Annotated in this window: 18 protein-coding genes; 4 read left to right on the forward strand and 14 right to left on the reverse strand. The window is 72.1% G+C overall.

Annotated elements, in window-relative coordinates; genetic code table 11:
- Positions 1–521 precede the first annotated feature (521 nt).
- A complete protein-coding gene (locus AB0472_RS24945) occupies positions 522–2,645 on the reverse strand; it encodes a DNA topoisomerase IV subunit B (protein WP_366359107.1) in 2,124 nt (707 codons plus the stop codon).
- A 441-nt stretch (positions 2,646–3,086) separates the two neighbouring features.
- On the opposite strand from AB0472_RS24945, the gene AB0472_RS24950 reads away from it, so the two are divergent.
- Positions 3,087–3,317, forward strand: a complete 231-nt coding sequence (locus AB0472_RS24950) for a hypothetical protein (protein ID WP_365712001.1) — start codon at positions 3,087–3,089, stop codon at positions 3,315–3,317.
- Between the two features lie 98 nt (positions 3,318–3,415).
- Here the strand turns inward: AB0472_RS24950 and AB0472_RS24955 are convergent, their stop codons facing one another.
- The 7 genes from AB0472_RS24955 to AB0472_RS24985 form a co-directional block, all read right to left on the reverse strand.
- Positions 3,416–4,282: a serine protease gene (locus tag AB0472_RS24955; RefSeq protein WP_366359109.1), complete on the reverse strand. Its 867-nt coding sequence runs from the start codon at positions 4,280–4,282 to the stop codon at positions 3,416–3,418.
- A gap of 122 nt (positions 4,283–4,404) precedes the next feature.
- Complete coding sequence (locus AB0472_RS24960; RefSeq protein WP_366359111.1) at positions 4,405–5,961, reverse strand: RNA polymerase sigma factor; 1,557 nt, start codon at positions 5,959–5,961, stop codon at positions 4,405–4,407.
- Between the two features lie 522 nt (positions 5,962–6,483).
- The gene (locus AB0472_RS24965) at positions 6,484–7,371 is read right to left on the reverse strand and encodes a FadR/GntR family transcriptional regulator (RefSeq protein WP_366359113.1); all 888 of its coding nucleotides are present in this window, start codon (positions 7,369–7,371) and stop codon (positions 6,484–6,486) included.
- A gap of 165 nt (positions 7,372–7,536) precedes the next feature.
- Positions 7,537–10,299, reverse strand: coding sequence for an ATP-binding cassette domain-containing protein (locus AB0472_RS24970; protein WP_366359115.1), 2,763 nt, complete (start codon positions 10,297–10,299; stop codon positions 7,537–7,539).
- An 80-nt stretch (positions 10,300–10,379) separates the two neighbouring features.
- Positions 10,380–11,138 carry an NUDIX hydrolase gene (locus tag AB0472_RS24975; protein ID WP_366359117.1) on the reverse strand — a complete coding sequence of 253 codons (759 nt, stop codon included), beginning with the start codon at positions 11,136–11,138 and terminating at the stop codon, positions 10,380–10,382.
- Positions 11,139–11,339: 201 nt separating this feature from the next.
- Positions 11,340–13,457 (reverse strand): glycogen debranching N-terminal domain-containing protein, encoded by a 2,118-nt coding sequence (locus AB0472_RS24980; protein WP_366359119.1) that lies wholly within the window; start codon positions 13,455–13,457, stop codon positions 11,340–11,342.
- A 388-nt stretch (positions 13,458–13,845) separates the two neighbouring features.
- Positions 13,846–15,552, reverse strand: coding sequence for a DUF4192 family protein (locus tag AB0472_RS24985; RefSeq protein ID WP_366359121.1), 1,707 nt, complete (start codon positions 15,550–15,552; stop codon positions 13,846–13,848).
- Between the two features lie 130 nt (positions 15,553–15,682).
- Here AB0472_RS24985 and AB0472_RS24990 point away from each other — a divergent pair, with 130 nt between their 5' ends.
- Together AB0472_RS24990 and AB0472_RS24995 are read left to right on the forward strand one after the other, a co-directional pair.
- Positions 15,683–17,848 (forward strand): RecQ family ATP-dependent DNA helicase, encoded by a 2,166-nt coding sequence (locus AB0472_RS24990; RefSeq protein WP_366359123.1) that lies wholly within the window; start codon positions 15,683–15,685, stop codon positions 17,846–17,848.
- Between the two features lie 286 nt (positions 17,849–18,134).
- A complete protein-coding gene (locus AB0472_RS24995; protein WP_366359125.1) occupies positions 18,135–18,746 on the forward strand; it encodes a hypothetical protein in 612 nt (203 codons plus the stop codon).
- A 305-nt stretch (positions 18,747–19,051) separates the two neighbouring features.
- On the opposite strand, the gene AB0472_RS25000 is transcribed toward AB0472_RS24995, so the two are convergent.
- The 3 genes from AB0472_RS25000 to AB0472_RS25010 all read right to left on the reverse strand — a co-directional run bounded on the left by AB0472_RS25000 (position 19,052) and on the right by AB0472_RS25010 (position 21,154).
- Positions 19,052–19,678, reverse strand: a complete 627-nt coding sequence (locus tag AB0472_RS25000; RefSeq protein WP_366359127.1) for a hypothetical protein — start codon at positions 19,676–19,678, stop codon at positions 19,052–19,054.
- A gap of 68 nt (positions 19,679–19,746) precedes the next feature.
- Positions 19,747–20,448 (reverse strand): ribonuclease HII, encoded by a 702-nt coding sequence (locus tag AB0472_RS25005; protein WP_366359129.1) that lies wholly within the window; start codon positions 20,446–20,448, stop codon positions 19,747–19,749.
- 82 nt (positions 20,449–20,530) lie between these two features.
- Positions 20,531–21,154: a TetR/AcrR family transcriptional regulator gene (locus AB0472_RS25010; RefSeq protein WP_366359131.1), complete on the reverse strand. Its 624-nt coding sequence runs from the start codon at positions 21,152–21,154 to the stop codon at positions 20,531–20,533.
- Positions 21,155–21,342: 188 nt separating this feature from the next.
- Between AB0472_RS25010 and AB0472_RS25015 the strand changes: the two genes are divergently transcribed.
- A complete protein-coding gene (locus AB0472_RS25015; RefSeq protein WP_366359133.1) occupies positions 21,343–22,890 on the forward strand; it encodes an MFS transporter in 1,548 nt (515 codons plus the stop codon).
- Positions 22,891–23,556: 666 nt separating this feature from the next.
- On the opposite strand, the gene AB0472_RS25020 is transcribed toward AB0472_RS25015, so the two are convergent.
- The 3 genes from AB0472_RS25020 to AB0472_RS25030 form a co-directional block, all read right to left on the reverse strand.
- Positions 23,557–24,486, reverse strand: coding sequence for an ADP-ribosylglycohydrolase family protein (locus tag AB0472_RS25020; RefSeq protein WP_366359135.1), 930 nt, complete (start codon positions 24,484–24,486; stop codon positions 23,557–23,559).
- 10 nt (positions 24,487–24,496) lie between these two features.
- Positions 24,497–25,156 carry a histidine phosphatase family protein gene (locus AB0472_RS25025; protein ID WP_366359137.1) on the reverse strand — a complete coding sequence of 220 codons (660 nt, stop codon included), beginning with the start codon at positions 25,154–25,156 and terminating at the stop codon, positions 24,497–24,499.
- A gap of 86 nt (positions 25,157–25,242) precedes the next feature.
- On the reverse strand, positions 25,243–25,848 hold the full coding sequence (locus tag AB0472_RS25030) for a YdbC family protein (protein ID WP_351713886.1): 606 nt from the start codon (positions 25,846–25,848) through the stop codon (positions 25,243–25,245).
- Positions 25,849–25,998: the final 150 nt, after the last annotated feature.

A 25,998-nucleotide genomic window follows, 5' to 3' on the forward strand; every position in this document is an offset into this window, starting at 1 on the left:
CGCTTCGCGAAGCCGCCGCGCTGGACACCGCCGCAGGGCGACCGGTGGGCCCGGCGCACCACGGCGGACCGGCCTCGCACGAAAACAGAACCAGGGAAACGCGGACACGTGGGCCTGCGCTCGCCGCAGAGCACCCGCCGGGCATACCGCGCCAAGATCGACGGACGCCTCACACCACAGCCGGTCGCCCTATGGCGGGAGAACGCAGCAGGCATCCCGCTATGGCGGGAGGACGCAGCAGGCATCCCGGAGCAGTCACGACACCGCGCAGACCACCGCTCCGCCGCCACCCGGCCTCCGACCGGACCCGATCTGACCCGGTCGGACCCGATCTGACCCGGTCGGACCCGGGCCGGACAGTCGGCGCCGGTGTACTGGCCGGACGGGCCGACCGGACGGCGCACTTCGGCCGTCCGGCCCACCGCACCCCGGCCACCGAGGCCCCGAGCCCCGCGCCGCGTGCCCCGGCACCGGCACCGGGGCCCACCGGCGACCTCTTCGGCTGCAGCCCGGCCCGGCGATTACGCGTCGATCCGCGACCTGTCCAGCGTCGCCGCCGAACCGGAGATGAACTCCTTGCGGGGAGCCACGTCATTGCCCATCAGAAGGTCGAAGACCTGTTCGGCCGCCTCCAGGTCGGAGAGGTTGATGCGGCGCAGGGTGCGGTGGCGGGGGTCCATCGTCGTCTCGGCCAGCTGGTCGGCGTCCATCTCGCCGAGACCCTTGTAACGCTGGATGGAGTCCTTGTACCGGACGCCCTTGCTCTGGAACTCCATGAGCTTGTCGCGCAGCTCGCGGTCCGAGTACGTGTACACGTACTTGTCCTGGCCCTTCTTGGGCTGGACGATCTCGATGCGGTGCAGCGGCGGCACCGCGGCGAAGACCCGGCCGGCCTCGACCATGGGCCGCATGTACCGCTGGAACAGCGTCAGCAACAGGCAGCGGATGTGCGACCCGTCGACGTCGGCGTCGGTCATCATGATGATCTTGCCGTAGCGGGCCGCGTCGATGTCGAAGGTGCGGCCGGAACCCGCCCCTATGACCTGGATGATCGCCCCGCACTCGGCGTTCTTCAGCATGTCCGTCACCGAGGACCGCTGGACGTTGAGGATCTTGCCGCGGATCGGCAGCAGGGCCTGGAACTCGGAGTTCCGGGCGAGCTTCGCCGTACCGAGCGCGGAGTCCCCCTCGACGATGAACAGCTCGCTGCGCTCGACGTCGTCGCTGCGGCAGTCGGCGAGCTTGGCAGGCAGGGACGAGGACTCCAGGGCCGTCTTGCGGCGCTGCGCGTCCTTGTGCTGGCGGGCCGCGATGCGGGTCCGCGCGGCAGCGACCACCTTCTCCATGACCACGCGGGCCTGGGCGGCGGCGTCGCGCTTGGTGGAGGTGAGGAACGCCTTCAGTTCCCTGGAGATCACGCTGTTCACGATCCGGCGGGCCGCCGAGGTACCGAGGACCTCCTTGGTCTGGCCCTCGAACTGCGGCTCGGCGAGCCGGACGGTGACGACGGCGGTGAGGCCCTCCAGGGCGTCGTCCTTGACGATGTCGTCCTCGGCGACGCGCAGCAGCTTCTTGGCGCGCAACGCCTCGTTGAGGGTCTCGCGGACGGCCTGCTCGAAGCCGGCCACATGGGTGCCGCCCTTGGGCGTGGCGATGATGTTGACGAACGACCTGAGGTTCTGGTCGTAGCCGGTGCCCCAGCGCAGCGCCACGTCGACGCCGAGTTCGCGGGTGACCTCGGTGGGGGTCATCTGGCCGTGTTCGTCCAGGACCGGGACGGTCTCCTTGAAGGTGCCCTGTCCGGAGAAACGGAGGACGTCACAGACCGGCTTGTCGGTGGCCAGGTACTCGCAGAACTCGCTGATGCCGCCGTCGAAACGGAACGACTCCTCGCCCTTGCTGCCGCCCTCGCCGAGGCCGTACTCGTCGCGGACGACGATGGTCAGGCCGGGCACCAGGAACGCGGTCTGGCGGGCTCGCTGGTGCAGCGTGTCCAGGGAGAGCTTGGCGTCCTTGAGGAAGATCTGGCGGTCGGCCCAGTAGCGCACGCGCGTGCCGACCCGGGTCTTGGGCACCCGCTTGGTCTTGCGCAGCCCGCTCCCGGCCTCGAACTTGCCGTCCGGGCCGGCACCGGCGAAGACCCCGGGCACCCCACGGCGGAAGCTGATGGCGTGCACGCTGCCGCCGCGGTCGACCTCGACGTCGAGACGCGCGGAGAGCGCGTTGACCACGGAGGCGCCGACGCCGTGCAGACCGCCGGAGGCCGCGTAGGAGCCACCGCCGAACTTGCCGCCGGCGTGCAGCTTGGTCATGACGACCTCGACACCGGACAGGCCGGTCTTGGGCTCGACGTCCACGGGGATGCCGCGGCCGTTGTCCCGGACCTCCACGGAGCCGTCGTCGTGAAGGATGACGTCGATGTGGTCGCAGTACCCGCCGAGGGCCTCGTCCACGGCGTTGTCGATGATCTCCCACAGGCAGTGCATCAGGCCCCGGCTGTCGGTGGAGCCGATGTACATGCCGGGGCGCTTGCGCACGGCTTCGAGGCCCTCAAGGACGAGCAGGTGCCGCGCGGTGTAGTTGGAACCGTCCCGGTCTGCTCCTGCCAGCAGCGCTGTGGACGGCACGGACGTATCGGCGGTCACGCGGTTCGCTCCTCGCTGAATTTCAATGGGGCCCCTTTGGGGTAAGGGGCCGGCTTCGGTCGCCGCTCAGAGGGTACCGAGGCCTGGTAGAGCCGTTGTAACGCCACCCTCGTCATGAACTCACACTAGTCCAGGGTCGTATGCGTGTTCGATCCCTCGATGGAGTGAAGTACATATCACGTTCCCTTCGAGGCATGAACCATTTAGGCTCCGGGCACGTCCTCACAAACAACCGGCAACCCGGCCGGGAGGATGAGACCGATGAACCGCGCGAACCCGTAAGCACCTAAGACGACGCAATACGGCACATTCGCCGCCAACCGGCAGCAGACGGCCACCTCGAAAGATTTTTTTCGAGGAGAAGCCCCGAGCGGGAACGTTTTCGGGCTGGTTGGATGTTGACCCTGGTACGACAGCTCGTCGAGCTAGAGAAGAGGCGACGTGACTACTGTTCTGACCCCCGCGAGCCACCTGACGGCCGCCGATCGCTGCGACCGCTGCGGCGCCCAGGCATACCTGCGCGTCGTGCTGCTCAGCGGCGGAGAACTGCTCTTCTGCGCCCACCACGGTCGCAAGTTCGAGCCGGAACTCAAGAAGATCGCCGCTGAGATACAGGACGAGACGGAACGGCTGACCTCCGTTCCCGCCACCGCCTCCGAAGATGAGCGCTGACCTCTCGCATCCACGACGAGCCAGCTCCGGCACAGGCCGGTGAAGGGCGGCCGCTCCCTCAGGGAGCGGCCGCCCTCGTCGTATCCGCTACAGGGCCCTCAGGAGCGCCCGTGAGGCCCGCGTGAACCGCTGAGGGCACCCCCGGGACCAAGCGCCCGTACGACCTCCGAGACGCGCGTGTAGACGCCGGGACTGCCCGGCCGCCCGCAGCCGCTGCCCCACGACACGAGCCCGATCAGCTTCCCCTTGGCGATCAGCGGCCCGCCGCTGTCGCCCTGGCAGGCGTCAGGGCCGCCCCGGGTCTCGCCCGCGCACACCATCGAGTCCGACCGGTAGGTGCCGTCGGGGCCGCCGGGATAGGCCCGCTCGCACGTCGCGTCCGGCAGCACGTGGAGCCGCGCCGCGTACAGCCGGCGCGAGTAGTCACCGCCGCCCGTGATGTCTCCCCACCCCGAGACCAGGGCACTGGTACCGGGCGCGTAGGCGGTGTCCCCCCGGGGGGCCATCGCGATGACCGCGCGGCCCGGCAGGGGCTCGGCAAGGGTGAGGACGGCGAAGTCACCGGTGTTCGTGTCAGGGTCGTAGCCCGGATTGATCCGGGCCGCGGTCACCGGGATCTCCTCGCCCTGGGTGGCGAGCAGATCGGTGCGGCCCGCGATGACCTTGAGGTCGCGGACCCGGCCGGACGGCCCGCCGATGACGTCGTCGGCCAGGCAGTGGGCGGCGGTCAGCACGGTGGTCCGGCCGATCGCCACCCCGCCGCAGAACTGACCCGCGCGCGTACCTCCGAACCGGTCACGGCTGGACAGTGCGACCGTCCACGGAGCCTGGGAGACGTCGACGGGGAAGCCGCCGACCACGACGCTGTCGGCGGTGGCGGAAGACGTGGTGGCCAGCGGTATGGCCGCGCTGACGGCCGCCAGGATCAGCGGCCGGATCAGGGCCGGGGCAACAGAACGGCGCATGCACGCTCCTCACTCTGGGTGGGACTGGGACACCCAGAGTCATCCAGCGCACCGCACCGCGCAGCACGACGGCCCGGCCTCCGCGGTGGGAGGCCGGGCCGTCGGCGCCGTACGGACGCGGCTCAGTCGAGGTAGTCGCGCAGCACCTGGGAGCGCGACGGGTGGCGCAGCTTCGACATGGTCTTGGACTCGATCTGGCGGATGCGCTCACGCGTGACGCCGTACACCTTGCCGATCTCGTCGAGGGTCTTCGGCTGACCGTCGGTGAGACCGAACCGCATGGAGACGACGCCGGCCTCGCGCTCGGAGAGGGTGTCCAGCACCGAGTGCAGCTGCTCCTGGAGGAGCGTGAAGCTGACGGCGTCGGCGGGGACGACGGCCTCGGAGTCCTCGATGAGGTCGCCGAACTCGCTGTCGCCGTCCTCACCCAGCGGGGTGTGCAGGGAGATGGGCTCACGGCCGTACTTCTGGACCTCGATGACCTTCTCGGGGGTCATGTCGAGTTCCTTGGCCAGCTCCTCCGGGGTGGGCTCGCGGCCCAGGTCCTGGAGCATCTGGCGCTGCACGCGCGCGAGCTTGTTGATGACCTCGACCATGTGCACCGGGATACGGATGGTGCGGGCCTGGTCGGCCATGGCACGGGTGATCGCCTGCCGGATCCACCAGGTGGCGTACGTGGAGAACTTGTAGCCCTTGGTGTAGTCGAACTTCTCGACCGCGCGGATCAGACCGAGGTTGCCCTCCTGGATGAGGTCCAGGAAGAGCATGCCGCGGCCGGTGTAGCGCTTGGCCAGGGAGACCACCAGACGGAGGTTGGCCTCCAGGAGGTGGTTCTTGGCGCGGCGGCCGTCCTCGGCGATGATCTCCAGCTCGCGCTTGAGCTTGGGGGCCAGCTTGTCGGCGTTGGCCAGCTTGTCCTCGGCGAACAGACCGGCCTCGATACGCTTGGCGAGTTCGACCTCCTGCTCGGCGTTGAGCAGGGGGACCTTGCCGATCTGCTTGAGGTAGTCCTTGACCGGGTCGGCGGTGGCACCGGCCGCGGCGACCTGCTGCGCCGGCGCGTCGTCCTCGTCCTCGTCGGACAGGACGAAGCCCGCGCTCTCGGTGCCCTCCGGCTCCTCGGCGCCCGCCTTGGCCTCCTCGAGGACCTCGTCCTCGAGGATCTCGGCGTCGTCCTTCTTCCCGGCGGTCTTCTTGGCCACCGTCTTCTTGGCGGCGGCGGTCGCGGTCTTCTTGGCCACCGTCTTCTTGGCGGCGGGGGCGGCCTTCTTGGCAACGGCCTTCTTCACGGGCGCCGCCTCCTCGGCCGGGTCGTCGGCGACGGCGGCGGACGCCACGGCGGGGGCCGCCGTCGCGGTGGCCTTCCTGGTGGTCACCGTCTTCGCGGCGACCGTCTTGGTGGCGGTGCGCTTGGCCGGACTCTTCGCTGCGACGCTCTTACGGGTGCGCTTGGGCTCCGCGGCACTGACCATCAGCGTCACACCCTCTTCCTCAAGGATCTGGTTGAGGCTGCGCAGTACGTTCTTCCACTGAGTGGCCGGAATCTGGTCAGCTTCGAAGGCCCGACGCACATCGTCGCCGGCGATCTGCCCCTCAGCCTTTCCCCGCTCAATGAGAGCCATGACAGAGACGGACTCGGCGATCTCCGGCGGGAGCGTACGGGATGTGCTGGCCGACACGAACAACCTCTCGGAACGTTGGAAAACGGCTTCCGGCCCCGTCCGGGACGGACTGGAGCCGACCGCCGGCTTGGGGATGGGCCGACGGCGCGGGCGGGGGCCGGGGAGATGCACAGCGCCATTAATGGCGTCCGTATTCCCTCCGCGGCTGTCACCTCTTAGGTCATCGCGTTGTTCGCAAGAGCGTTACGCCCAATCTACGTGGCCCGAGTCACACCCCATAAGCGCTCAAAAACGGTCAGACATGGGCAGAGGTAGTCGTTGATGATCTCTCCGGGCCGTTCGGACCCCTTGGGAGCCCCGACCGGCCACCGCGCGACCGATCTGATCGTACGACCGCAATGGACCTACCGCGTCACCGGCCGCCGCGCCCGGACCGCGCCCGGCCCGGCCGCACCGCCGGGCCCCGCCGGAGCCCTGAAGGATCCGGCGGGGTCCGGCGGCGGCCGGCGGAAGCGGGTTCCCGCACCGACGGCGCCCCGAGAACGCGGAGCTGACCGAGCGCACCGCTCTCGACGCGGGTCAGTGCTCGCGCGGAGCAGGCACCACGCGCTCCACCTCGGGGTGGACGGTCAGCAGCTGACGCATCGCCGACTCGGCCGCGGTGCTGTCGCCGGTGCCGAGCGCGTCGACGATCCGCGCGTGCTGGGCCAGGGACGCCTCGTTCGGCCGCTCGCAGCCGGTGACCGGGCCCCCGGACACCTGGAGGGCCGCCGACACGATGCCGGAGAGGTGCTCCAGCATGCGGTTGCCCGCGACCTGGATGAGCAGCGAGTGGAACTCGGCGTCGGCGCGCGAGAAGGTCAGCGCGTCGCCCTGCGCCATGGCGTGGCTCATGATCTCGACCATGTCGCACAGCCGCTGCTGGACGTCCTCGCGCCCGTGCCCGGCGGCGAGGCGGGCGGCGAGCGGCTCGATCGTCCAGCGCAGCTCGCTGAGCTCGCGGCGCTGGTCGTCGCGCTGCGGCCCGAAGGCCCGCCACTCGATGATGTCCGGGTCGAGAAGATTCCAGTCGCTGACGGGACGTACCCGCGTGCCGACGTTCGGGCGGGCACTGACCAGGCCCTTGGCCTCCAGGACCCGGAGGGACTCACGGACGACGGTGCGGGAGACCTCGAATCGCTGACCGATCTCCTCAGGGACCAGGGGGCGGTCCGCGCCCAGGTCGCCGGAGACGATCATCTGACCCAGCTGTTGGACGAGTTGACCGTGCAGTCCGCGGCCACGGCTGCCCGCGGCGCGCCGGCCCACACGGCCCAGCTCCGGATCCGTGCCCTCCCAGGCGGGCGTGCCGACCCGATCGGTGACGGGGACCTCCGCATACGGGTAGCGGTCGAGTTCGCCCGGGCCGACCAGACCAGAGTCTGCGGAGCGGGCGGCGGTCATCATGGTGTGCGCAAGGGTACTCACGGATCCTTTGTCGGCGCTGCCTCCAACTCCCTTGAGGTCTTTGGTGAAAAGCACACGAAAGGGTGATCGCTCACCCCATCGCAATTGACGCCTTATCGGAAAGAAATGGCCGTTCTGCGCGGAGTTGTGCGCGCCACGGGATCGCAAGCGCCCGGTCCGCGGTCATCAAGCTCTGGTCCGCAGCGTGCTGTACAGATACGCGCAGACCAGCGCCACCAGCGACAACGCCAGCGCGGCGCCCTCAGGTTGGGCCAGCACCCGGGCCGCGCCGACCAGATAACGCTCTCCCCCGAAGGGCCACTTGAGCAGGAACGTCTCCCGCATCCGCATCGGGAGTCCGGCGGCCATCCGCACGCCCGCCCCCTGCACGGCCCTGTGTACGACGGGCACGACGAGCACGGGTACGGCGAGCACCGCGGCGAGACCGGCCGTGGTGGACCGGAAGACACCGGCCGCCAGGACGCCGGCCCACGCGCAGCCGACGACCAGTGCGAACCAACTCGCGGTCAGGGAGATCCAGTCCGCGGGAACCTGCGCGAGCTCCCGTCCGTAGACGAGGTAGAGCACTTCGGCGTCGCAGCCCAGGGTGAGGAACGAGAGCAGTACCGCGGTCGCCCCGGAGACCAGCAGCTTCGCGGTGAGCAGCCCCAGCCGGCGCGGCACCGTGCCACGGTCCGAAGCCAGCGCGGGGTGACGGAACTCGTCGCCGAAGGCCAGCGCCCCGAGCAGTCCCGCGCCGAGCGCCGCCGGGGGCAGCGGCAGCTCCCGCGGCCAGGCCGCGAACAGCCGGGCCTGCGGGGTGTGCCCCACCCGGGCCAGCAGTACGGCGGTGAGGGCGGACACCAGCAGCACGGCACCGCAGGTGAGGAAGCCGGTGCCGATGCCGGCGGCCCGGCGGAGTTCGTAGCGCAGGGGGCGGAGGGGACTGGGGGCCGGGCGGACGGAGATGGGGGGCGGGAGCGGGGAGAGAGGGTCCGGCTCGCCGGCGACGCCGTCGCGCCACGCGGGGGCGACCGGCGGCGGGGCGGACTCCTCGTCGGTCACCGGAACGCTGCGGGGCGCCGGCTCCGGCTGCGGGTGCCCGGCGGGCCGTTGGACGGCGGCGGTTTCGGCGGCTCCGGCGGGGGCGGCGGGCCAGGTCGCGGGGACGTCCGCTGATGCGGAGCGGACCGGCGGCTCGTTGCTGACGGCCTCGGCGGACATGCCGTCCTTCGAGAGGAGGTCCGCGGGAGCGTCGGTGGACACCTCGTGGGGTGTCGGACGGGCTGCGGCGGCCCCGGCATGGGCCGGCCGCTGCGCTGCCGGGTCCTGGCCGGACACCGGACGGCTCGGCGACGGGGCGGACGTGGCGGCCGGTGGCTGGGCGGGCACGGCGGGCGCTGTCCTGGTCGCCCCGGCGTGAGCGGAGGTCCCGGCGGAGCCGAGGGGAGTCGACGGCTTGCCGGGCGAGGGGGCGGCCGAGGCAGCGGTCGGCTGCTCGGTCGTTGCCGGAGTGGGGAACTCGCCCGGGGCGCAGACACGGGTGGTGCGCTCCGTGTCCGGATTCGGAAGCAGGGACGTGGCGGGTGGCCGGCCGGTGCGGCCCGCGACCGTGCTGCGGGGCTGGGGTTCAGCAGCGTCGCAGGGTTCCACCGCGGCCGTCGACCGGCTCCGGCCCTGCTCCTGGTCGGTCGGGCGCGGTTGGTCGGTGGTGCGCGACTGGTCGGTGGTGCGCGGCTGCTGCGCGAGACCCGGGGCGAGCACGGGCTGCGGGCCGCCCAGCTCCGTCCTGGGCTGCGGTGCGACCGTGAGCGGGTCCGCGTCCCTGCGCGGGTCCGCGGGCGATGCGTCCGGCCGGCCGGCGGCAGGCGTCTCCTCGGCCGGCTGCGGATACGTCGGCCGCGCACCGTGCGCCGCGGCCTGCTCCCCCGCGCTCCCGGCGCCTCGCCGCTCGCCCGTCGACCACTCCTCCTCGGCCGCGACCGGTTCACCGGGGTCCTGCTTCGGCCGCATCGCCTCCGGTGCCGCTCCCCCGTCCAGCCCCTCCCCCGTCGGGGACGCACCCCCGGCGCCCGCTCCCATGTCACCGGTCTCATCGGCGAGTTGGTGGACCAGGATGCCGTGACGGAAGGCGGTCTCGCCGACCTCGGCGGTCGAACTGCCGTACACGGAGAGGCGGTTGCCACCCTCCCGCACGACCTCCACCGAGCGGTGGGCGGTGCGGGCCTCCTTGGTGAGGGCGGCGGCGAGCCGGGCGGCGTGGGGGCTGCGGACGGCCACGCGTGGGCGGAGCCGGGTGCGGGCGAACTCGCCGGCCTCCTGGTCCGCGACGAGCCTGCCGGCCTCCAGGGTGACGACGCGGTCGGCCGCGCGGGCGGCCTCCTTGGGGTCGGCGGTGGTGAACAGAACCGTGCCGCCCTGCGCCGCGTGCGCCCTGAGCATGCGGTGCAGCCAGTGGGCTTCACGGGTGGGGAGGCCGTCCGCGGGTTCGTCCAGGACGAGGGTGTGCGGGTCGGCGAGGAGGGCGCACGCCAGGCCGAGTCGGCGGTCCATGCCGTGCGACAGCGTGCCGAGGCGCTCCTCGCCCAGGCTGACGAGCCCGACGGCTTCGAGCACTTCGTCGGCGCGCCGGGCGGGCACCCCCGCCGCCGCGCACAGCATGCGCAGGTGACCGCGGACGGAGCGGGACGGATGGCCGGGGACATCACCGAGAACCACGCCGACCTCGCGCGCGGGGTGGGCGATGCGATGCAGAGGGCGGCCCCTGAAGTACGTGAGGCCGCGGCCCTGTTGGAGTTCGAGCATCAGTCTGAGCGTCGTGGTCTTGCCCGCAGCCGCCTTGCCCAGGAGTGCGGTGACGCGGCCCGCCCCCGCTTCGAAGGTCACGTCGTCGACAACGGGCGGGTGCGCCTTGCGGGGGTTGCTGGTCAGTCCGAAGGCCTGGATCACCTTAGGGAAGATAGCGCGGAATGACCGTTTTTCCGGGTATAGAAGGTTTTAACCTCGCCCAAGTTCGCGCTGTCGGACGGTCACACCTCGGGTCGGAGCATCGGCGGGTTGAGCAGAGTTGCCCCGCCGGCCCGGAAAAGCTGGGCCGGACGACCGCCCTGGCGAGTGGTAGTACCGCCGGTGGGGACGAGGAAGCCGGGGGTTCCGGTCACCTTGCGGTGGAAGTTCCGCGGGTCGAGCGCCACCCCCCACACCGCCTCGTAGACCCGGCGCAGCTCGCCGACCGTGAACTCGGGCGGGCAGAACGCGGTGGCCAGGGACGAGTACTCGATCTTCGACCGGGCCCGTTCCACTCCGTCGGACAGGATCTGGGCGTGGTCGAAGGCGAGCGGCGCGACGGGTTCGCCGTCCCGGCCGTAGCCGCCCTGCGCGAGCAGCTCCGCAACCGGCGCCCAGCGGGCGTTGCTGGCATCACCGCCCGCGCGCGGTGCGGGGAGGTCGGGGGCGAGGGCGAGGTGGGCGACGCTGACCACACGCATCCGCGGGTCGCGCTTGGGGTCGCCGTAGGTCGCCAGCTGTTCCAGGTGGGCTCCGCCCTCCTGCGCGGGGGCGTCGGGGTCGTGCGCCCGCAGCCCTGTCTCCTCGGCGAGTTCCCGCGCCGCCGCCTGCGACAGGTCCTCGTCGGCCCTCACGAAGCCGCCCGGCAGCGCCCAGCGCCCCTGGAACGGCGACTCGCCTCTGCGTACCGCCAGCGCGCACAGCGCATGTCGGCGCACGGTCAGCACGACCAGGTCCACGGTGACGGCGAACGGCGGAAAGGCTGACGGGTCGTAGGGCATGCGGTGATCATAGTCGTCTGCCTGACGATAAACACTCCCTTCGGAACTCACTCCGACGGCTGATCCACTTCGCTCCGTTATGCGCCTCCGGTATGCGCATCCGGTATGCGCCTCCGTTCCTTCCGGCACTTGTTCCCGACCCGGTCGTCCGTTCGCCGCGGCCGTTGCGCCTCGTGCGCTCGCGTTTCTTCCGACAGGAGTTCACGCCCCCAGCTGCAGGCCGTCCGCGGCCTCCTCGACCATGGCCAGACCGAGCCGGCTGACCCGCACCGAGAAGGGCGCACCGGCCACTCGCAGCCCGGTCAGGCCGAGCTCGCCCAGGGGGGCGCTGTGGACCGGGCGGAGGGTGACGGTACCTGCCGGGGCGTCGGGGCGGATGCCGGCGAGGGTGGTGAGGAGCAGGACCCCGGCCGCGGCGGCCGTCGCGGCCGGACGGCAGGCAGCGGGATGCGGAAGGGGAGCGCTTCCCTCGCAGCGCTGCTCCCCGGCGAACATCTCCGGCAGCCGGTGACCGAAGTGCTCGGCCGCCGCGAGCAGGCCGCGCAGCAGCCCGCCCGCCTCCTTCTCGTAGCCCACGGCCGCCAGCCCGGCGACGGCGAGTGCCGTCTCCTGGACCCGGACGGAGCCTGAGCGGTGTCCGAACGGGCTGTGCCCCGGCTCCTTCGCACCCAGGCCACGCAGCCCCCATCCCGAGTCCATGGCCGGTCCGCCGAGCAGCCGGGCGAGTTGCTCGGTCTGCACCTTGTCGAGCAGTCCGACGGCCAGTTCGCCCGCACCGAGCAGGCCGGTGTCGAGAAGGTGCACGGCGGCGGAGCCCAGGTGGGCCAGGGGGCGGCCGTCCGCGGTCAGGGCCGCCGCGGGACGGCCGCCGCCCCGGTCGTCGACCCAGAAGTCCGCGCGGAACGCCTTTCTCAGCTCCGTGGCCCACTGCCGCAGCCCGGCGCCTCCGGGACGTCCGCAGACGTCGAGGAGGTCGGCACCGAGCAGGGCGGCCCGGTGGGCGTGGGCCTGGGTCTCGCCACGGGTGGGGCCGCCGGGCTGCGGGTCGCAGAGGTAGGTCCGGTCGCCCACCGTGGTCCGCAGCCAGGTCAGGCAGCGCTCGGCGGCGGGCAGCAGTTCCCGCGTCTCCTGTTCCGGGAGCCCCCAGCGGCGGGCCTCCGCCAGCAGCACGGGGAAGAGCAGGGTGGCCTCCGTCCCCGTGCAGTCGGGTGGCAGGTGCGCTCCGGCGTCGCGGCGCGGGCCGGGGATCATGCCGGTCCGGGGCCCCGGGCCGCGGAGCTGGGTGCGGGCCAGGGTGCGCAGCGTGCCGGCGGCGAGGCGGGTGCCGAGGGGCAGGGTCATCCGGGCGGCGGCGAGCGCGTCGGCCGGTGCCAGACCACAGCGCCAGGGAGCCCCGGCGGCGAGATAGCTGTCGGAGGGGTGCGCGGGGTCGCGGAGCAGCAGCGCCTGGAGGTCGTCGATGCTCGCCCTCAGCAAGACGGTGGCCCTCGGGTCGTCGCCGGTGGCTCTGGCCGGTGCCAACGGGCTGGTCGCGGCCCGTCCCACGGCACGCAGGGGGCTCGCGCCGTCCGGGCGCACCCGCAGCTCCACGCTCACCGTCCCGCCCGGCGGCAGTTCGAACTCCCAGCGCAGCAGACCCGCCGAGGCCAGCGCGTCGGACGGTGGCGGGTCCGCCGTGACCGAGGCGTTGCCGGCGGCTGCGGTCCAGCGGAGGCCGGAGTCGTGGACACTGGCCGGGATTTCGGGTCCCGGTGCGCCGGAGGCGATGGCGCCCAGGTCTGCCAGGTCCGTACCGAGGGCCACCTCCAGAGGTAGGCGGAGGGGGTGGGGTGCGCAGTTGCGCAGGACGATGCGCTCCGTCCCGTCGGCGTGCCGGATCCGTTCCACGACGACGTCCGGATCCGGTCCCGCCGCCGGGGAGGCCCGGAGCGTGCCGACGAAGCGGGCGGAGTCCGCGCCCGTCATCCGGGCCTGGACGGCGAGCGGTTCCCGGCCTGCGACACGGACCTGGCAGCGCGCGAGCAGCCGCCGGCCCGCGCGGTAGAACCCGTCCAGCCCCTGGCCGGTCAGCTGACCGTGTTCCGTGGAGATGGCGAGGCCGGGCAGCGCGACGCAGATCAGGGCGGTGTGTGTGGGCGGCAGGCCGCCGACGCGTCCCGGGCCCTGGGGAACCGGGCGGGCGCGGGCGGGAGTGGGCCGGGGTGTCCGACCGCGCGGCTGCGCGGGGCCGAGGCCGGCGTCCACCGGCGGCGGCCAGGGTGGGCCGTCCCGCAGGCGATGGTTGTCGGTGGCGGTGGAGGGCGGAGTCGGCTGATGCATGGGGAGGCTTCTTCTGTGCTCTGTGCGCCCGTGATGTGCCGGGCGCCGGGCGGAGGGCTCCGGAGGGACGGACGGCGGCACGGCCCGTCCAGGCGTTCCGCCACTCAGGTGAACGGAGAGGGACTCCTCCTGGTCACGCCTCCGATTGCCGAACCCGATCGGACGTCCGTGCGATGCCGCGTCGTTCGCCTCGGTCGGCCTGCGGCGGTGGCCGCTAACGTCCTGGGTCCGGCGGGCCTGTGCGGCGCCTGCCGGAGCGCGGGTGACCGCGGTGCCGCCCCGCGCCCGTCCGGCCGAGGATCCGAGGCCGGCGGCCGACGCGACCGGCCCGGGTCCGGCCTGCTGCCGCCAGCCACGACCGTCCCCTGTTCGGTCGTCCCCTCGCTGTTCATTCGTCCCGCTCGTTGTGGCCGGTCGTGGGTCGGCCACCCTCCTGTGCGGTTCGGCCGCCTGTCTCACTCCGCTCCGCCTTCTCCGCAGCACGCGTGCGCGTGCGGCCCGGCCCGGCGGTGCCGGGGCGGGTGCGCGTCGCGCGCACCTGTCGCGGCCGGGCTCCGGCCGGCCGCGGCCGTCGGTCGTCGGCGGTGTCTCCGGTGAGTGGCGGGCGGCCGCGGCGGGTGCCGGGAGCGGCAGCGGACGAGTCGGCGTCGTCGTGATGCGGTGGGCCGGCGTTGCCGTCGGCGGCGGTGCCGACCGCTGCGGTGCCGACCGCTGCGGTGCCGACCGCTGCGGTGCCGACCGCTGCGGTGCCGACCGCTGCGGTGCCGTTCAGTGCTGTGCTGTCCGCCGCGGTGCCGTCCGCCGGCACGCGGCCGACGCGGTCCGCGAGTTCCATCCGTGCCGTGCGCTGCGTGAATTCCGTGCGCTCCGCGGGATCCATGCACTCCGCACGGTCCGTGCGGTCCGTGCGGTCCGTGCGGTCCGTGCGGTCCGTGCGCAGGCAGCGGCGGATCGACTCCGGGTCGATGCCCTCGTTGCAGGCCTGGTGGAGCAGCTTGGCGAAGAGGTAGTCGGGGTCCGCACCCAGGGCCATCGCGAAGGCCTCCCGTGCCTCCAGGTCGTCACCGGTCGACCAGGCGACCCAGCCCGCCAGCGTGAGGGGAGCGGCGGCATGTTCGCCGTAGGGGCCGACGCAGCGGCGGGCCAGGGCTCGCCACAGCCGCAGGGCCGGTCCCGCCTCGTCGCCCTCCATCCAGGCGGCCGCGCGGTCGCGGGTCGTACGGTCCTGCAGTCCGAGAATCAGCGTGGCGGCCTCGTCGTGGGAGAGCATGGTGTCGTCGCGGACATCCGCCTGGTAGGTGCCGGACACGGGGGCGGCAGCGGCGTAGCGGTCGATGACCCGCCCGGCGAGCGTGAGGGTCTTCTCGGCCACGTCCGCGCGGAACGCGTCGTCGAGGATGCGGGGCACCAGGGCCATGCCGGCGCCGTCCAGGGCGATCTCCTGCTCCAGCACGGCGCCGGTCTCCCAGGGCAGCAGCCTGGCCCGCAGCTCGCGCAGGCTGCCGCGGACCTGGATCCCGGCGTAGGTGGCGGCTGCCGCGAGCACCGAGGTGCCGGGCAGGCCCATGGGGGCGCCCTCGGGCGGACAGCACTCCTCGGTCGGGCAGCAGTACGACCAGAAGCGGCCGTCCGAGACGCACAGTGCCTCGATCACGGGCACGTCGAGCCGACCGCACTCGACGCGCAGCAGCTGGGTCAGCGGCGCGAGCCGTTGCATCACGTCCCGGCCCGACTCGCCGGGCGCCGGTTCCTGGCAGACGTAGGCGACCATCTGCTCGGGCCGGGTCCCCCGGCGCTCGCCGCCGGTCACCAGCCCCTGTGCGAGCTGCCGCGCGGCCGGCTCCCAGTCGTCCTGGTGGACGGGGATGCCCAGCCGGGCGCGCCCGCCGAAGCGGCCGCGGCCGGCGCGGTCGTGGAGGGCCACCAGCACCATGCTGTCCTCGGGACGGTATCCGAGCAGATACGGCAGTGCGTCGGCCAGTTCGGCCGGGGTGCGCAGGGTGACCTGGTCATGGGCGGACGGCCCGAGCGGGACCGCGCCCGGGATGATGTCGCCGTTTTCGGAGGGTCCGGTGGTTTCGCCGTGATTCGTCATGCGCAGACGATCTCGCGGATCCCGTGCTTCCGTTTTGCCCTGTGGATAAGTCGAATCAGGAGCACGACAAGCCGTCTCCGGTATCCACAGGCCCGCCCGGCTGTCGGTCCCGTCCTGTTGTATGGGACGCATGGAGCACACGAGCAACGCGGAACTGCGGACCCGGGCGGACGCCGTCCTCGCCCGTCTCGTCGGGGACGGCACGGGCGCCGCCCGGCTGCGCGAGGACCAGTGGCGGGCGATCGAGGCGCTGGTCGCGGACCGGCGCCGGGCCCTGGTCGTCCAGCGCACGGGCTGGGGCAAGTCCGCGGTGTACTTCGTGGCGACCTCGCTGCTGCGAGCCTCCGGCGCGGGACCGACGGTGATCGTCTCCCCGCTGCTCGCGCTCATGCGGAACCAGGTGGAGGCAGCGGCCAGGGCCGGCATCCACGCCCGCACCATCAACTCCTCCAACACGGAGGAATGGGAGTCGATCCAGGCGGAGATCACGGCCGGCGAGGTCGATGTCCTCCTCGTCTCCCCGGAGCGGCTCAACAACCCGGACTTCCGCGACCAGGTCCTGCCCAGGCTCGCCGCGGCGACCGGCCTGCTCGTGGTGGACGAGGCCCACTGCATCTCCGACTGGGGCCACGACTTCCGGCCCGACTACCGGCGGCTGCGCACCATGCTGGCCGACCTGCCGCCGGGCGTGCCGGTGCTGGCGACCACCGCAACGGCCAACGCGCGCGTGACTGCCGACGTGGCCGAGCAGCTCGGCACCGGCGGCACCTCGGACGCGTTGGTGCTGCGCGGCCCGCTCGACCGGGAGAGCCTCAGCCTGAACGTGCTGCGGCTGCCGGACGCCGCGCACCGGATGGCCTGGCTCGCGGACCACCTGGACGAACTGCCGGGTTCGGGCATCGTCTACACGCTCACCGTGGCCGCCGCCGAGGAGGTCACCGCGTTCCTCCGGCAGCGCGGGCACCCGGTGGCGTCGTACACGGGAAAGACGGAGAACGCCGACCGGCAGCAGGCCGAGGACGACCTGCTCGGGAACCGGGTCAAGGCGCTGATCGCCACCTCAGCGCTCGGTATGGGCTTCGACAAACCCGACCTCGGGTTCGTGGTGCACCTCGGCTCGCCCTCCTCCCCCATCGCCTACTACCAGCAGGTGGGCCGTGCGGGCCGCGGAGTCGAGCACGCCGAGGTGCTGCTGCTGCCGGGCAGGGAGGACGAGGCGATCTGGGACTACTTCGCCTCGCTCGCCTTCCCGTCGGAGGAGCTGGTGCGCCGCACCCTGGACGTTCTCTCCCGGGCCGGCGGCCCCGTGTCACTGCCCGCGCTGGAGCCGCAGGTGGAACTGCGCCGCTCCCGCCTGGAGTCCATGCTGAAGGTCCTCGACGTGGACGGCGCGGTCAGGCGGGTCAAGGGCGGCTGGGTCGCGACCGGACAGCCGTGGACGTACGACGCCGACCGGTACGCCTGGGTGGCCAGGCAGCGTGCGGCCGAGCAGCAGGCGATGCGCGAATACGCGGCCACGCCGGAGTGCCGGATGGAGTTCCTGCAGCGCCAACTGGACGACGAGGGCGCGAAGCCCTGCGGCCGCTGCGACAACTGCGCGCGGCCCCGCTTCACGGCCGACACCACCTCGGCGGCGCTGGACGCCGCGCGGGTCGACCTGGGCCGCGCGGGCGTCGAGGTGGAGCCCCGCCGGATGTGGCCGACCGGACTGCCCGCGATCGGCATCGATCTCAAGGGGCGCATTCCGGCCGGTGAACAGGCGTCGGCGGGACGGGCCTTGGGCCGGTTGTCGGACATCGGCTGGGGCAATCGGCTGCGACCGCTGCTCGCTCCCCAGGCCCCGGACGCGCCGGTGCCGGACGACGTCGCCCGTGCCGTGGTGGACGTGCTGGCCGACTGGGCGAAGGGTCCCGGCGGCTGGGCTCCGGGCGCGGCCGACCCGCAGCCGCGCCCGGTGGGTGTCGTCACCGTCGCCTCGCGTTCCAGGCCGCGGCTGGTCCACTCCCTGGGCGCGCGCATCGCGGAGGTCGGCAGGCTGCCCCTGCTGGGTTCCGTCGAGTACGCCGACGAGGCGCCGCGGCTCTCGCGCAGCAACAGCGCCCAGCGTCTGAAGGCCCTCGACGGTGTCCTGACCGTGCCGCCCGGCCTCGCCGCGGCACTCGGCGAGGTCCGGGGACCGGTCCTGCTCGTGGACGACTTCACCGAGACCGGCTGGACCCTGGCGGTGGTGGCGCGCCTGCTCCGCAGGTCCGGGGTGCCGGGGGTGCTGCCGCTGGTCCTCGCCGTTCAGGGCTGACCGGCCCGCCGCCGCTCGAATCCGACGCCGGGTGCGGCGTACGGACGTGCCGTGGTCGAACGTCCCAGGGGTCGCCCGGCACCTCAACGGGTAGGGATATAAGTCACGCACCACCAGATAACAGTCGGTGGCCCCATTTGCTCGTTGCCGCATCCAAGTTCGACAGCAAGAATTGAGGTCCGCTCCCCGCACGGCTCGTCCGTGATCCGGTTGGGCTTTGCTGCGGTGCGCGCGGCCCCGAATCCGATCTCGCCCGCAGTGTGGGCGCGTAGCCGAAGGGAGGAACGTGACCTTCGGATTCGCTCCGTCCTCAGCGGCATCGTTGTCGCCGTCCGCGTCCGCCAGTCGCCTGCTCGAGCCCGCGGAGTGGGCCGACGCCGGAATACCGCTGCTGCGTAACCCCCGTGAGGTCGTCAGCGGCCTGCACACCCGGCATCGCCCGCGTCCGGGCACCGCGGTCGTGGCCGTTCTCGATCCGGAGGAGCGGCTGTGTGCCAGTGCCTCCTTCGGCCGGCGCTCGGCCCCGGCCGACGGCTGGATGTTCCGCAACGCGCTGCTGGCCCAGTTGCGCCGGGTCATCCCGCACGACCTGCGCCGCCGCACCCCGGTGCGGACCGCCGTCCTGCTCTACTGCCGCGAGGGGGACGCGCGTTGGACGGAGGAGGACGGTGCCTGGATGTGGGGGCTGCGGGACGCGTGCACTCTCCACGGGCTGCGCTGCGGGGCCTACATCACGCTGACGCACGACGGCTGGCAGGTGCTCGGCGAGGGTCGCGGCGGCCGGCGTCCCAACGCCGACTCGCCTCCCGAACCCTTCGCCCTGTCCGAGGCCCCACCACTGTCGCCGCGTACCGGCGGCGCCGCCTCCGAGGTGCTGCGCCGAGCGGCGGCCCGCTGAGCCGCGGCCTCCACGAGGACGCGCCGACCCGGCACGTCCCGCCGGGCACGGCGTCCTGACGCCACCCAACGGACTGCTCGGCCGCAGGGCAGCTCTCCGGCGTGCAGGAGCGGACGTTCCGATGTCCGGCGGCCCGGGGGATCCGGCCCGGTGCCCGCGCGCCGGACCCTACGCCCGCCCGACGGGCACGCCCGTGACGGGCAGCGGCACCCGTTCCTCGCCCGGGCATGCCGAAGGCACCACCGTGCGCATCACCGCCGCGGTCCCTTCGATACCTCCGGAGCTCCGGAGGTACCGGAGACAGCTCAGACGACCGCCCCCAGCACCGAGTTGATGCGCTGCGGGTCACCGCAGACGATCAGCAGGGCGCCGGCCCGGGAGAGGGCCAGTGGCAGTGCGGTGGCGGCGGCGGTGTCGGGGCCGCCGTTGACGGCGACGACGACCACGGCGCGGGTCACGGCGCGCGAGGCGACGGCGACATCCGCGTAGAAGACGTCGTCGCCCGCGTCGTGCTGGGCCCAGTAGGAGGTTTCACCGAAGGACAGTTCGTGGTCGGCCCACGGGTGCTGCGCGCCGGTGGTGATCACCAGCACGTCGCCGGGGGCACGACCCGATTCGAGGAGCAGGTCCACTGCTTCCTCGGCCGCGTCGAGAGCGCTCTCGACCGAGGCCGGGATCAGCTGGATCTGCGGGGCCGCCGCTGCCGCGGCGGGGACGGCCGGGCCGGACTGGCCTGGCTTGGCCGCGTCACGCTGCGTGCGCTGCACCGGCGGCGTGGGCCGCAGAGGGCCGGGACGACCGGGACGCGACGGGGCCGCGGGGCGGGGGCCGGGTACGGGACGAGGGGTCGGCGCGGTACGGCCACTGGCCGGAGTGGCGCGGGGACCCTGGGCACTCTCGTGAATCTGAGGCTCCTCGGGAATGAGAGGCATGAGCTGATATTTATCAAACATTGGTGCAGGTCACGTGAACCGGGTGGCACAACCGTGCGACCGGAACGTCAGAAATCGAAGCCGAGCTGACCCTCGATCTCCGGAACGCTTCCCTCCGCCCAGCTGCGGACCTTCTTGAGGTGCCGCCACTGGGGCAGCGCATCAAGATACGCCCACGACAACCGGTGGTACGGGGTGGGGCCCCGCTCCTCCAGTGCGGCCCTGTGCACGGGCGACGGGTACCCGGCATTGGCCGCAAATCCGAAGTCTGCATGGTCGATACCCAGTTCGGCCATCATTTTGTCGCGCTGAACTTTGGCGATCACCGAGGCGGCGGCCACGGCCACACACGATCGGTCACCTTTGATGACCGTACGCACCCGCCACGGAGTACCGAGGTAGTCGTGCTTCCCGTCGAGGATGACCGCGTCGGGACGGACCGGCAAGGCCTCCAGGGCCCGGACCGCCGCGCGTCGCAGTGCGGCCGTCATCCCGAGGTCGTCGATCTCCTCCGGCGAGGCGTGACCCAGGGCGTAGGCCGTGACCCACCCCCGCAGCGCTTCGGCAAGTTCCGTACGCCGCCTGACGGTCAGCAGCTTGGAGTCGGTGAGGCCCTCGGGCGGTCGGCGAAGGCCGGTGACCGCGGCGCAGACGGTGACGGGCCCGGCCCAGGCGCCGCGCCCCACCTCGTCGACACCGGCGATGACCTTGGCTCCGGTCGTGGCGCGAAGGGAGCGCTCGACGGTGTGAGTAGGCGGTTCGTACGGCATGGCGCCCTTAGCGTACGCCGCGCCGATCCCCGAGCGACACCCCGGCCTCCCGGACCGCGCCGGAGACCGCCGAAGCCGCGGCTCACGCCCCGTGCGAGAGGAGCAGCGGAAGCATGAACCGGTCGATCATCTCCTCGATCTCCTGGTCGTTCCATTCGCTTCCGGAAATCTTGTTCCGGTACATCATCATCGCCGGAATGGCGTCCAGCACATAGCCATTGGCCGCATCGGCGCGCACCTCTCCCCGCTCGATCCCGCGAGTGACGATGTCACCGATCAGCTGGATGGTCGGCCCCACCACCCCGTCGAAGATCACGCCATGGAACCGCTCGACCTGTACCGGATCGCATTCGTGAATCACTGATCGCAGCGCGAATCCGGGGCGCGAGAACATCGCGTCCCGGGCCTGACGGCACAGGGCCAACAGGTCCTCGCGGACGCTCCCGAGGTCGGGGGCCTCCTCCAGACGAGGCAGGCCGGCCTGCAGCGCGTCGGCGACCAACTCCTCCTTGGAGGGCCAGCGGCGGTAGACCGCCGCCTTTCCGGTCTGGGCGCCGGCGGCGACGCCCTCCATGGTGAGGCCGTTCCAGCCGACCGTGCTGAGCTGCTCCAGGGCGGCGTCCAGGATCGCCCGTTCGAGCACCGCGCCACGCCGACGGGGGGAGGCCGCCTGGGGGGCAGCGGCAGTCCAGCGCGAGGTAACCATCTGATGTTTCTCCAGCGAGCGAGGGGAAGCGGGAATTCCGGAGCGGGGGACGCGGCGCGCGACGGCAAGGGGGGACGCGGCACGCGACGCGCAATTAAGTGAACGCTTGCGTTCTCTACCGAGGACTCACTACCGTTGACGCGACAGTGAACGCTGGCGTTCACTAACACCTTCGTGGGGGATCCACAGTGACAACCTCTCAACTGATACCGGACCAGATACCGGGCGCGGCCCGTCGGCAGGGGCGCCCCGGCATCGCACTCACCGTGATTGCTGCCTGCCAGCTCATGGTGGTACTCGACGCGACGATTGTGAACATCGCGCTCCCGCACATTCAAGAGGCGCTCGAGTTCAGCACCACGGACCTCACGTGGGTGGTCAGCGCCTACACGCTCACCTTCGGCGGTCTGCTGCTCCTCGGCGCGCGGGCCGGCGACATCCTCGGCCGGCGCCGGGTGTTCATGACCGGCATCCTGTTGTTCACCTTCGCCTCGCTCCTCGGCGGTCTCGCCCAGGAACCCTGGCAACTCCTGGCGGCCCGCGCCCTCCAGGGTGTCGGTGGCGCGATCGCGTCGCCGACCTCGCTGGCGCTGATCACCACCACGTTTCCCGAAGGGCCGGAGCGGAACCGGGCGTTCGGTGTGTTCGCCGCCGTCTCCGCGGGCGGCGGGGCCATCGGTCTGCTGGCCGGAGGCATGCTCACCGACTGGCTCGACTGGCGCTGGGTGCTCTTCGTCAACGTGCCCATCGGGCTGCTGATCGCCGTTCTCGCCCCGCAGTACATCAACGAGTCCCAGCGGCACCCCGGACGCTTCGACATCACCGGCGCGCTGACCTCGACCCTCGGCATGGCCGCCCTGGTCTACGGCTTCATCCGGGCCGCGGAGGACGGCTGGCGCGACGGACTGACGCTCGGGTCGTTCGCCGCGGCGGTGGTCCTGCTGCTGGCTTTCATCCTCGTCGAGAGGCGGGCGAAGGAACCCATCACCCCGCTGCGGATGTTCGCCGACCGCAACCGCTCCGGCACCTATGTGATCATGCTCAGCCTCGCCGCCGCGATGTTCGGCATGTTCTTCTACATCGTTCTGTTCGTGCAGAACGTGCTGGGCTACAGCCCGATCAGGGCCGGTCTGGCCTTCCTGCCCGTCACGGCGGCCATCGCCGTCGGCGCCGGACTCTCGCAGCGGTTCCTGCCCGTCCTTGGTCCGAAGCCGTTCATGATGACCGGCTCGGCGCTCGTGGTCGTCGGACTGACCTGGCAGACCTTCATCAAGCCCGACAGTTCCTATCTCGGCGGAATCCTCGGGCCCATGCTGGTCTTCGGCTTCGGTATGGGGCTGAACTTCGTGACGGCGACCGTCACCGCGGTCTCCGGTGTCGCCCAGCACGAGGCCGGAGCGGCTTCCGGACTGCTCAACGCCATGCAGCAGGTGGGCGGTTCGCTGGGTCTGTCCATCCTGACCACGGTGTTCGGCTCGGCCAGCAAGGACGAGGCGAAGAAGCAGCTGCCGAAGTTCCTCACGGGCGGGTCGGCGGAACAGAAGGCCGAGTTCGCCAAGACCCATCAGCTGCCGGCGCCGTGGGGGAACGAAGTGCTCGCGCACGGCATCTCGACCGCGTTCGTCCCCGCCGCCGTCATGGCCGGCCTCGGGCTGCTCACCGCCTGGCTGGTGATCAAGGTCCGCAAGAGCGACCTCGACGCGCTCGCCGGGACCGCCGGCCCGGGGATGGGCTGACCTCACCGGGTCCACACGGAGCCGTGGGCGGCCGGACCTCCGCCGGGGAACAGACGGCAGAGGCCGAGGTCCGGCCGCCCGCATCCCGGCCGCCCACATACCGACCGCCCGCATCCCGGCCGTCGTCGCCGCGATCATCAGCACGGCGCACAGCATCGGAAGAGCCGACCCGACCCACACCACCGGCACCTCCCCGCAGCCGACGCCTTCCACCCGCCTCCCGGCACATGCGCCGAGTGGGGCGGCCGACGGGAAAACGCCCGACGGTCACGCAGAGTTCCCACCGGGTACGGAGAGTTCCCTATGCGGACCGCGGGATTCGGCTCCGGCCACGGACACCAGGGCCTGATCCGGCCTCGGACCGACGAGACTCCGTGCTGACGCGCCGCGACGGTCTCCGGACGGGGAGCCCGCCACGAGACACCGGTGCCCAGCCCCGCCGCAGGTCCGTGATGCCACCGGTGCCACCGGTGCCGCCGATATCTCCGGGGCGGTGCGGCCGCACGGCTCTCGACACGAGCCGGCTCCGAGGAGGCCCCGCCGAACCGCGGCGCCACCGCACGCCGTCCACACACGGCCCAGCCCACAGCCCGCACAGAGCCCGCACGCGGCCCGCAACCGACCTCAGCCGGTCACCCCCCGACACGGGTCGCCCCCCGACGCCCGTCACCCCCCGACGCCGGTCCCCGCCCCCGTCGGCACCCACCCCGGCAGCGCCTCCGTCCGCTCCGTCCATGCGGTCGGCGGCGCTCCTGTCCCGCTGCCCGCGAGCACGCCGCCCACGATGGCGCAGGTGGTGTCCACGTCGCCGCCCACCTGGGCGGTCGTCCAGAACGCCGTCTCGTAGTCGCCGAGGGCACGAGCCGCCGACCAGAGCGCGAAGGGGACCGTGTCATGGGCGGTCGTACGGCGTCCGCAGCCCAGGACAGCCGCGACGGTGCCCGCGTCGGCGTAGTCGAGCATGTCGCGGGCGCGCCGCAGGCCCTGGCCGACGGCGCTCCTGGGGACCAGGGCGACGACCCCGTCGAGGAGCGCCTCGGGGCTCGGCGGGCCGCCGGGCGCGGCCGCCAGTGCCGCTGCGGCCGCCACGGCCATGGCACCGGCCACGGCCTCCCGGTGCTGGTGGGTGGGGTAGGCGGAGATCTCGGCCTGGTGCGTGGCCTGCTCCGGGTCGTCGGCGTACCAGGCGCCCAGGGGGGCGATCCGCATCGCCGCGCCGTTGCCCCAGGATCCACGCCCGTCGAAGAGCCCCGCGGCCAACTCGCGCCAGTCGCCGCCCTCGCGGACGAGGCGCAGCAGGCGGTTGACGGCGGGGCCGTAGCCCCGGTCGAAGTCGTGGTGCGCGGCGAAGGAGTGGGCGAGCGCGTCCTGGTCGACGCGGTCGTGGGCGGCCAGGACAGCGACGACGGAGCAGGCCATCTCGGTGTCGTCCGTCCACTGCCAGGGAGCCGTGGGCAGCTCCCGGCGCTTGAGCAGCGGGTAGTTCACCGGCACGAAGAACTGCGAGCCCAGCGCGTCACCGACCGCGAGTCCGCGCAGGCTGGCCAGGGCGCGCTCCAGGCGCCCCGGGATCGGGGAATCAGAGGAGGAGGTCATCGCGGCCAGCCTAGCCGCTCATCCAGTGGTGCTCCGGGTCCCGCCAGCGGTCGAACGGCTGGTTGAGCGTGTACTTGCCGTCGTCCCCGAGGACGAGCATCCGCATCTCGGCGTTCCCGGGGTTGGCGAGCGACTCGAACTCCGCGACCGTCCAGTGGAACCAGCGCATGCAGAACAGGCGCATCGCCAGGCCGTGGGTCACCAGGAGCACGTTGGGCGGGTGGTCCGGCGCCTCGAAGCTGCGGAACAGGCTCTCCAGGAAGCCGCCGACGCGGTCGTACACGTCGGCCCCCGACTCACCCTGGGGGAAGCGGAAGAAGAAGTGCCCGTACGCGTCCCGGTACGTCTTCTGCAGCCGTACGTCGTCGCGGTCCTGCCAGTTTCCCCAGTCCTGCTCGCGCAGCCGGGGCTCCTCGCGCACGCGTATGAGATCCGGGTCGAGGTGGAAGGCGCGGAGGGTCTCGTGCGTACGGCGGTAGGGGGAGACGTACACGCTGACGCGCTCCTGGCCGAAGATCTCCCGGACGCGTTTTCCGGTCTCCTCTGCCTGCCGCCAGCCCCGCTCGGTCAGGGCCAGTGCGTGGTCGGGTTCCCGCTCGTACACGGAGTCGTCGACATTGCCGGTTGACTCGCCGTGCCGGACAAGGACGATGCGCCGTGGTCGTGCCATGCCAAAACCCTAGATCGAGTGACGAAAAATCGAGCACTCGGATGGGCCCCATACGGCGCAGGTCACACAAATCAAGGGTTGGATATTCAAACGATCCAGCTCGGTTCGAGCTCCACGATGTCCCCCGTGAGGGCCGCGATGTCAGCCTCCGTCTGGGCCCGAAGCGCCAGCCGCTCCACCCGTTCGGTGCGGTACTTGCCGTGCTCGGCCGCCGACCGCCACATCGAAAGGATCATGAATTCGTTCTCCGGCGCCTCCGCGAACATGCCGCGGATCATGCCGGGCGAGCCGGCCATCGCCGGGTTCCAGACCTTCTCCTGCATCAGCGTGAAGTGCTCGACGCGCTCCTCGTGCACCCTGCAGAGGGCCACTCGGACCAGGTCACTGTCCGTGAAGCGGGGTTCGAAGCCGGTCTTCACGTCGAACCGGTACTCGAACAGCTTGACCTGCTGATCCTTGTACGTGCCGGACTGGGACGCGGCCAGACGGTCGTGCGAACGCGCCATGAAGGAGTCGTAGAAGGCACGGCTCTCCCAGAAGGCGAAGATGTGCGCCACTCCAGGCCGCTGCCGACTCCAGCCCCCGCCCTGTCCCCGAAATCCCGGCTCCCCCGGAAGCCCCGCCCATTTCCGCTGCCCCCGCTCGAAGCCCCGGCGGTCAACCACGGTGCAGCGAATCCACTTGACCAGCACCGCGCCATCGTAAGGCCACAGGGCGTGGCGTTGGTCACGCTCCGGCTGAGATCACCCGCGCATGCGCCCCCGCGCACGTGGCACGATGGACAAAGAGCCTTGGCAGGACATCAGTTGGGGTAGTGACCTCTAGGGGGAAGGGGACGCGTG

This window comes from Streptomyces sp. NPDC086777, from assembly GCF_040702065.1.
Classification (GTDB): Bacteria; Actinomycetota; Actinomycetes; order Streptomycetales; family Streptomycetaceae; genus Streptomyces.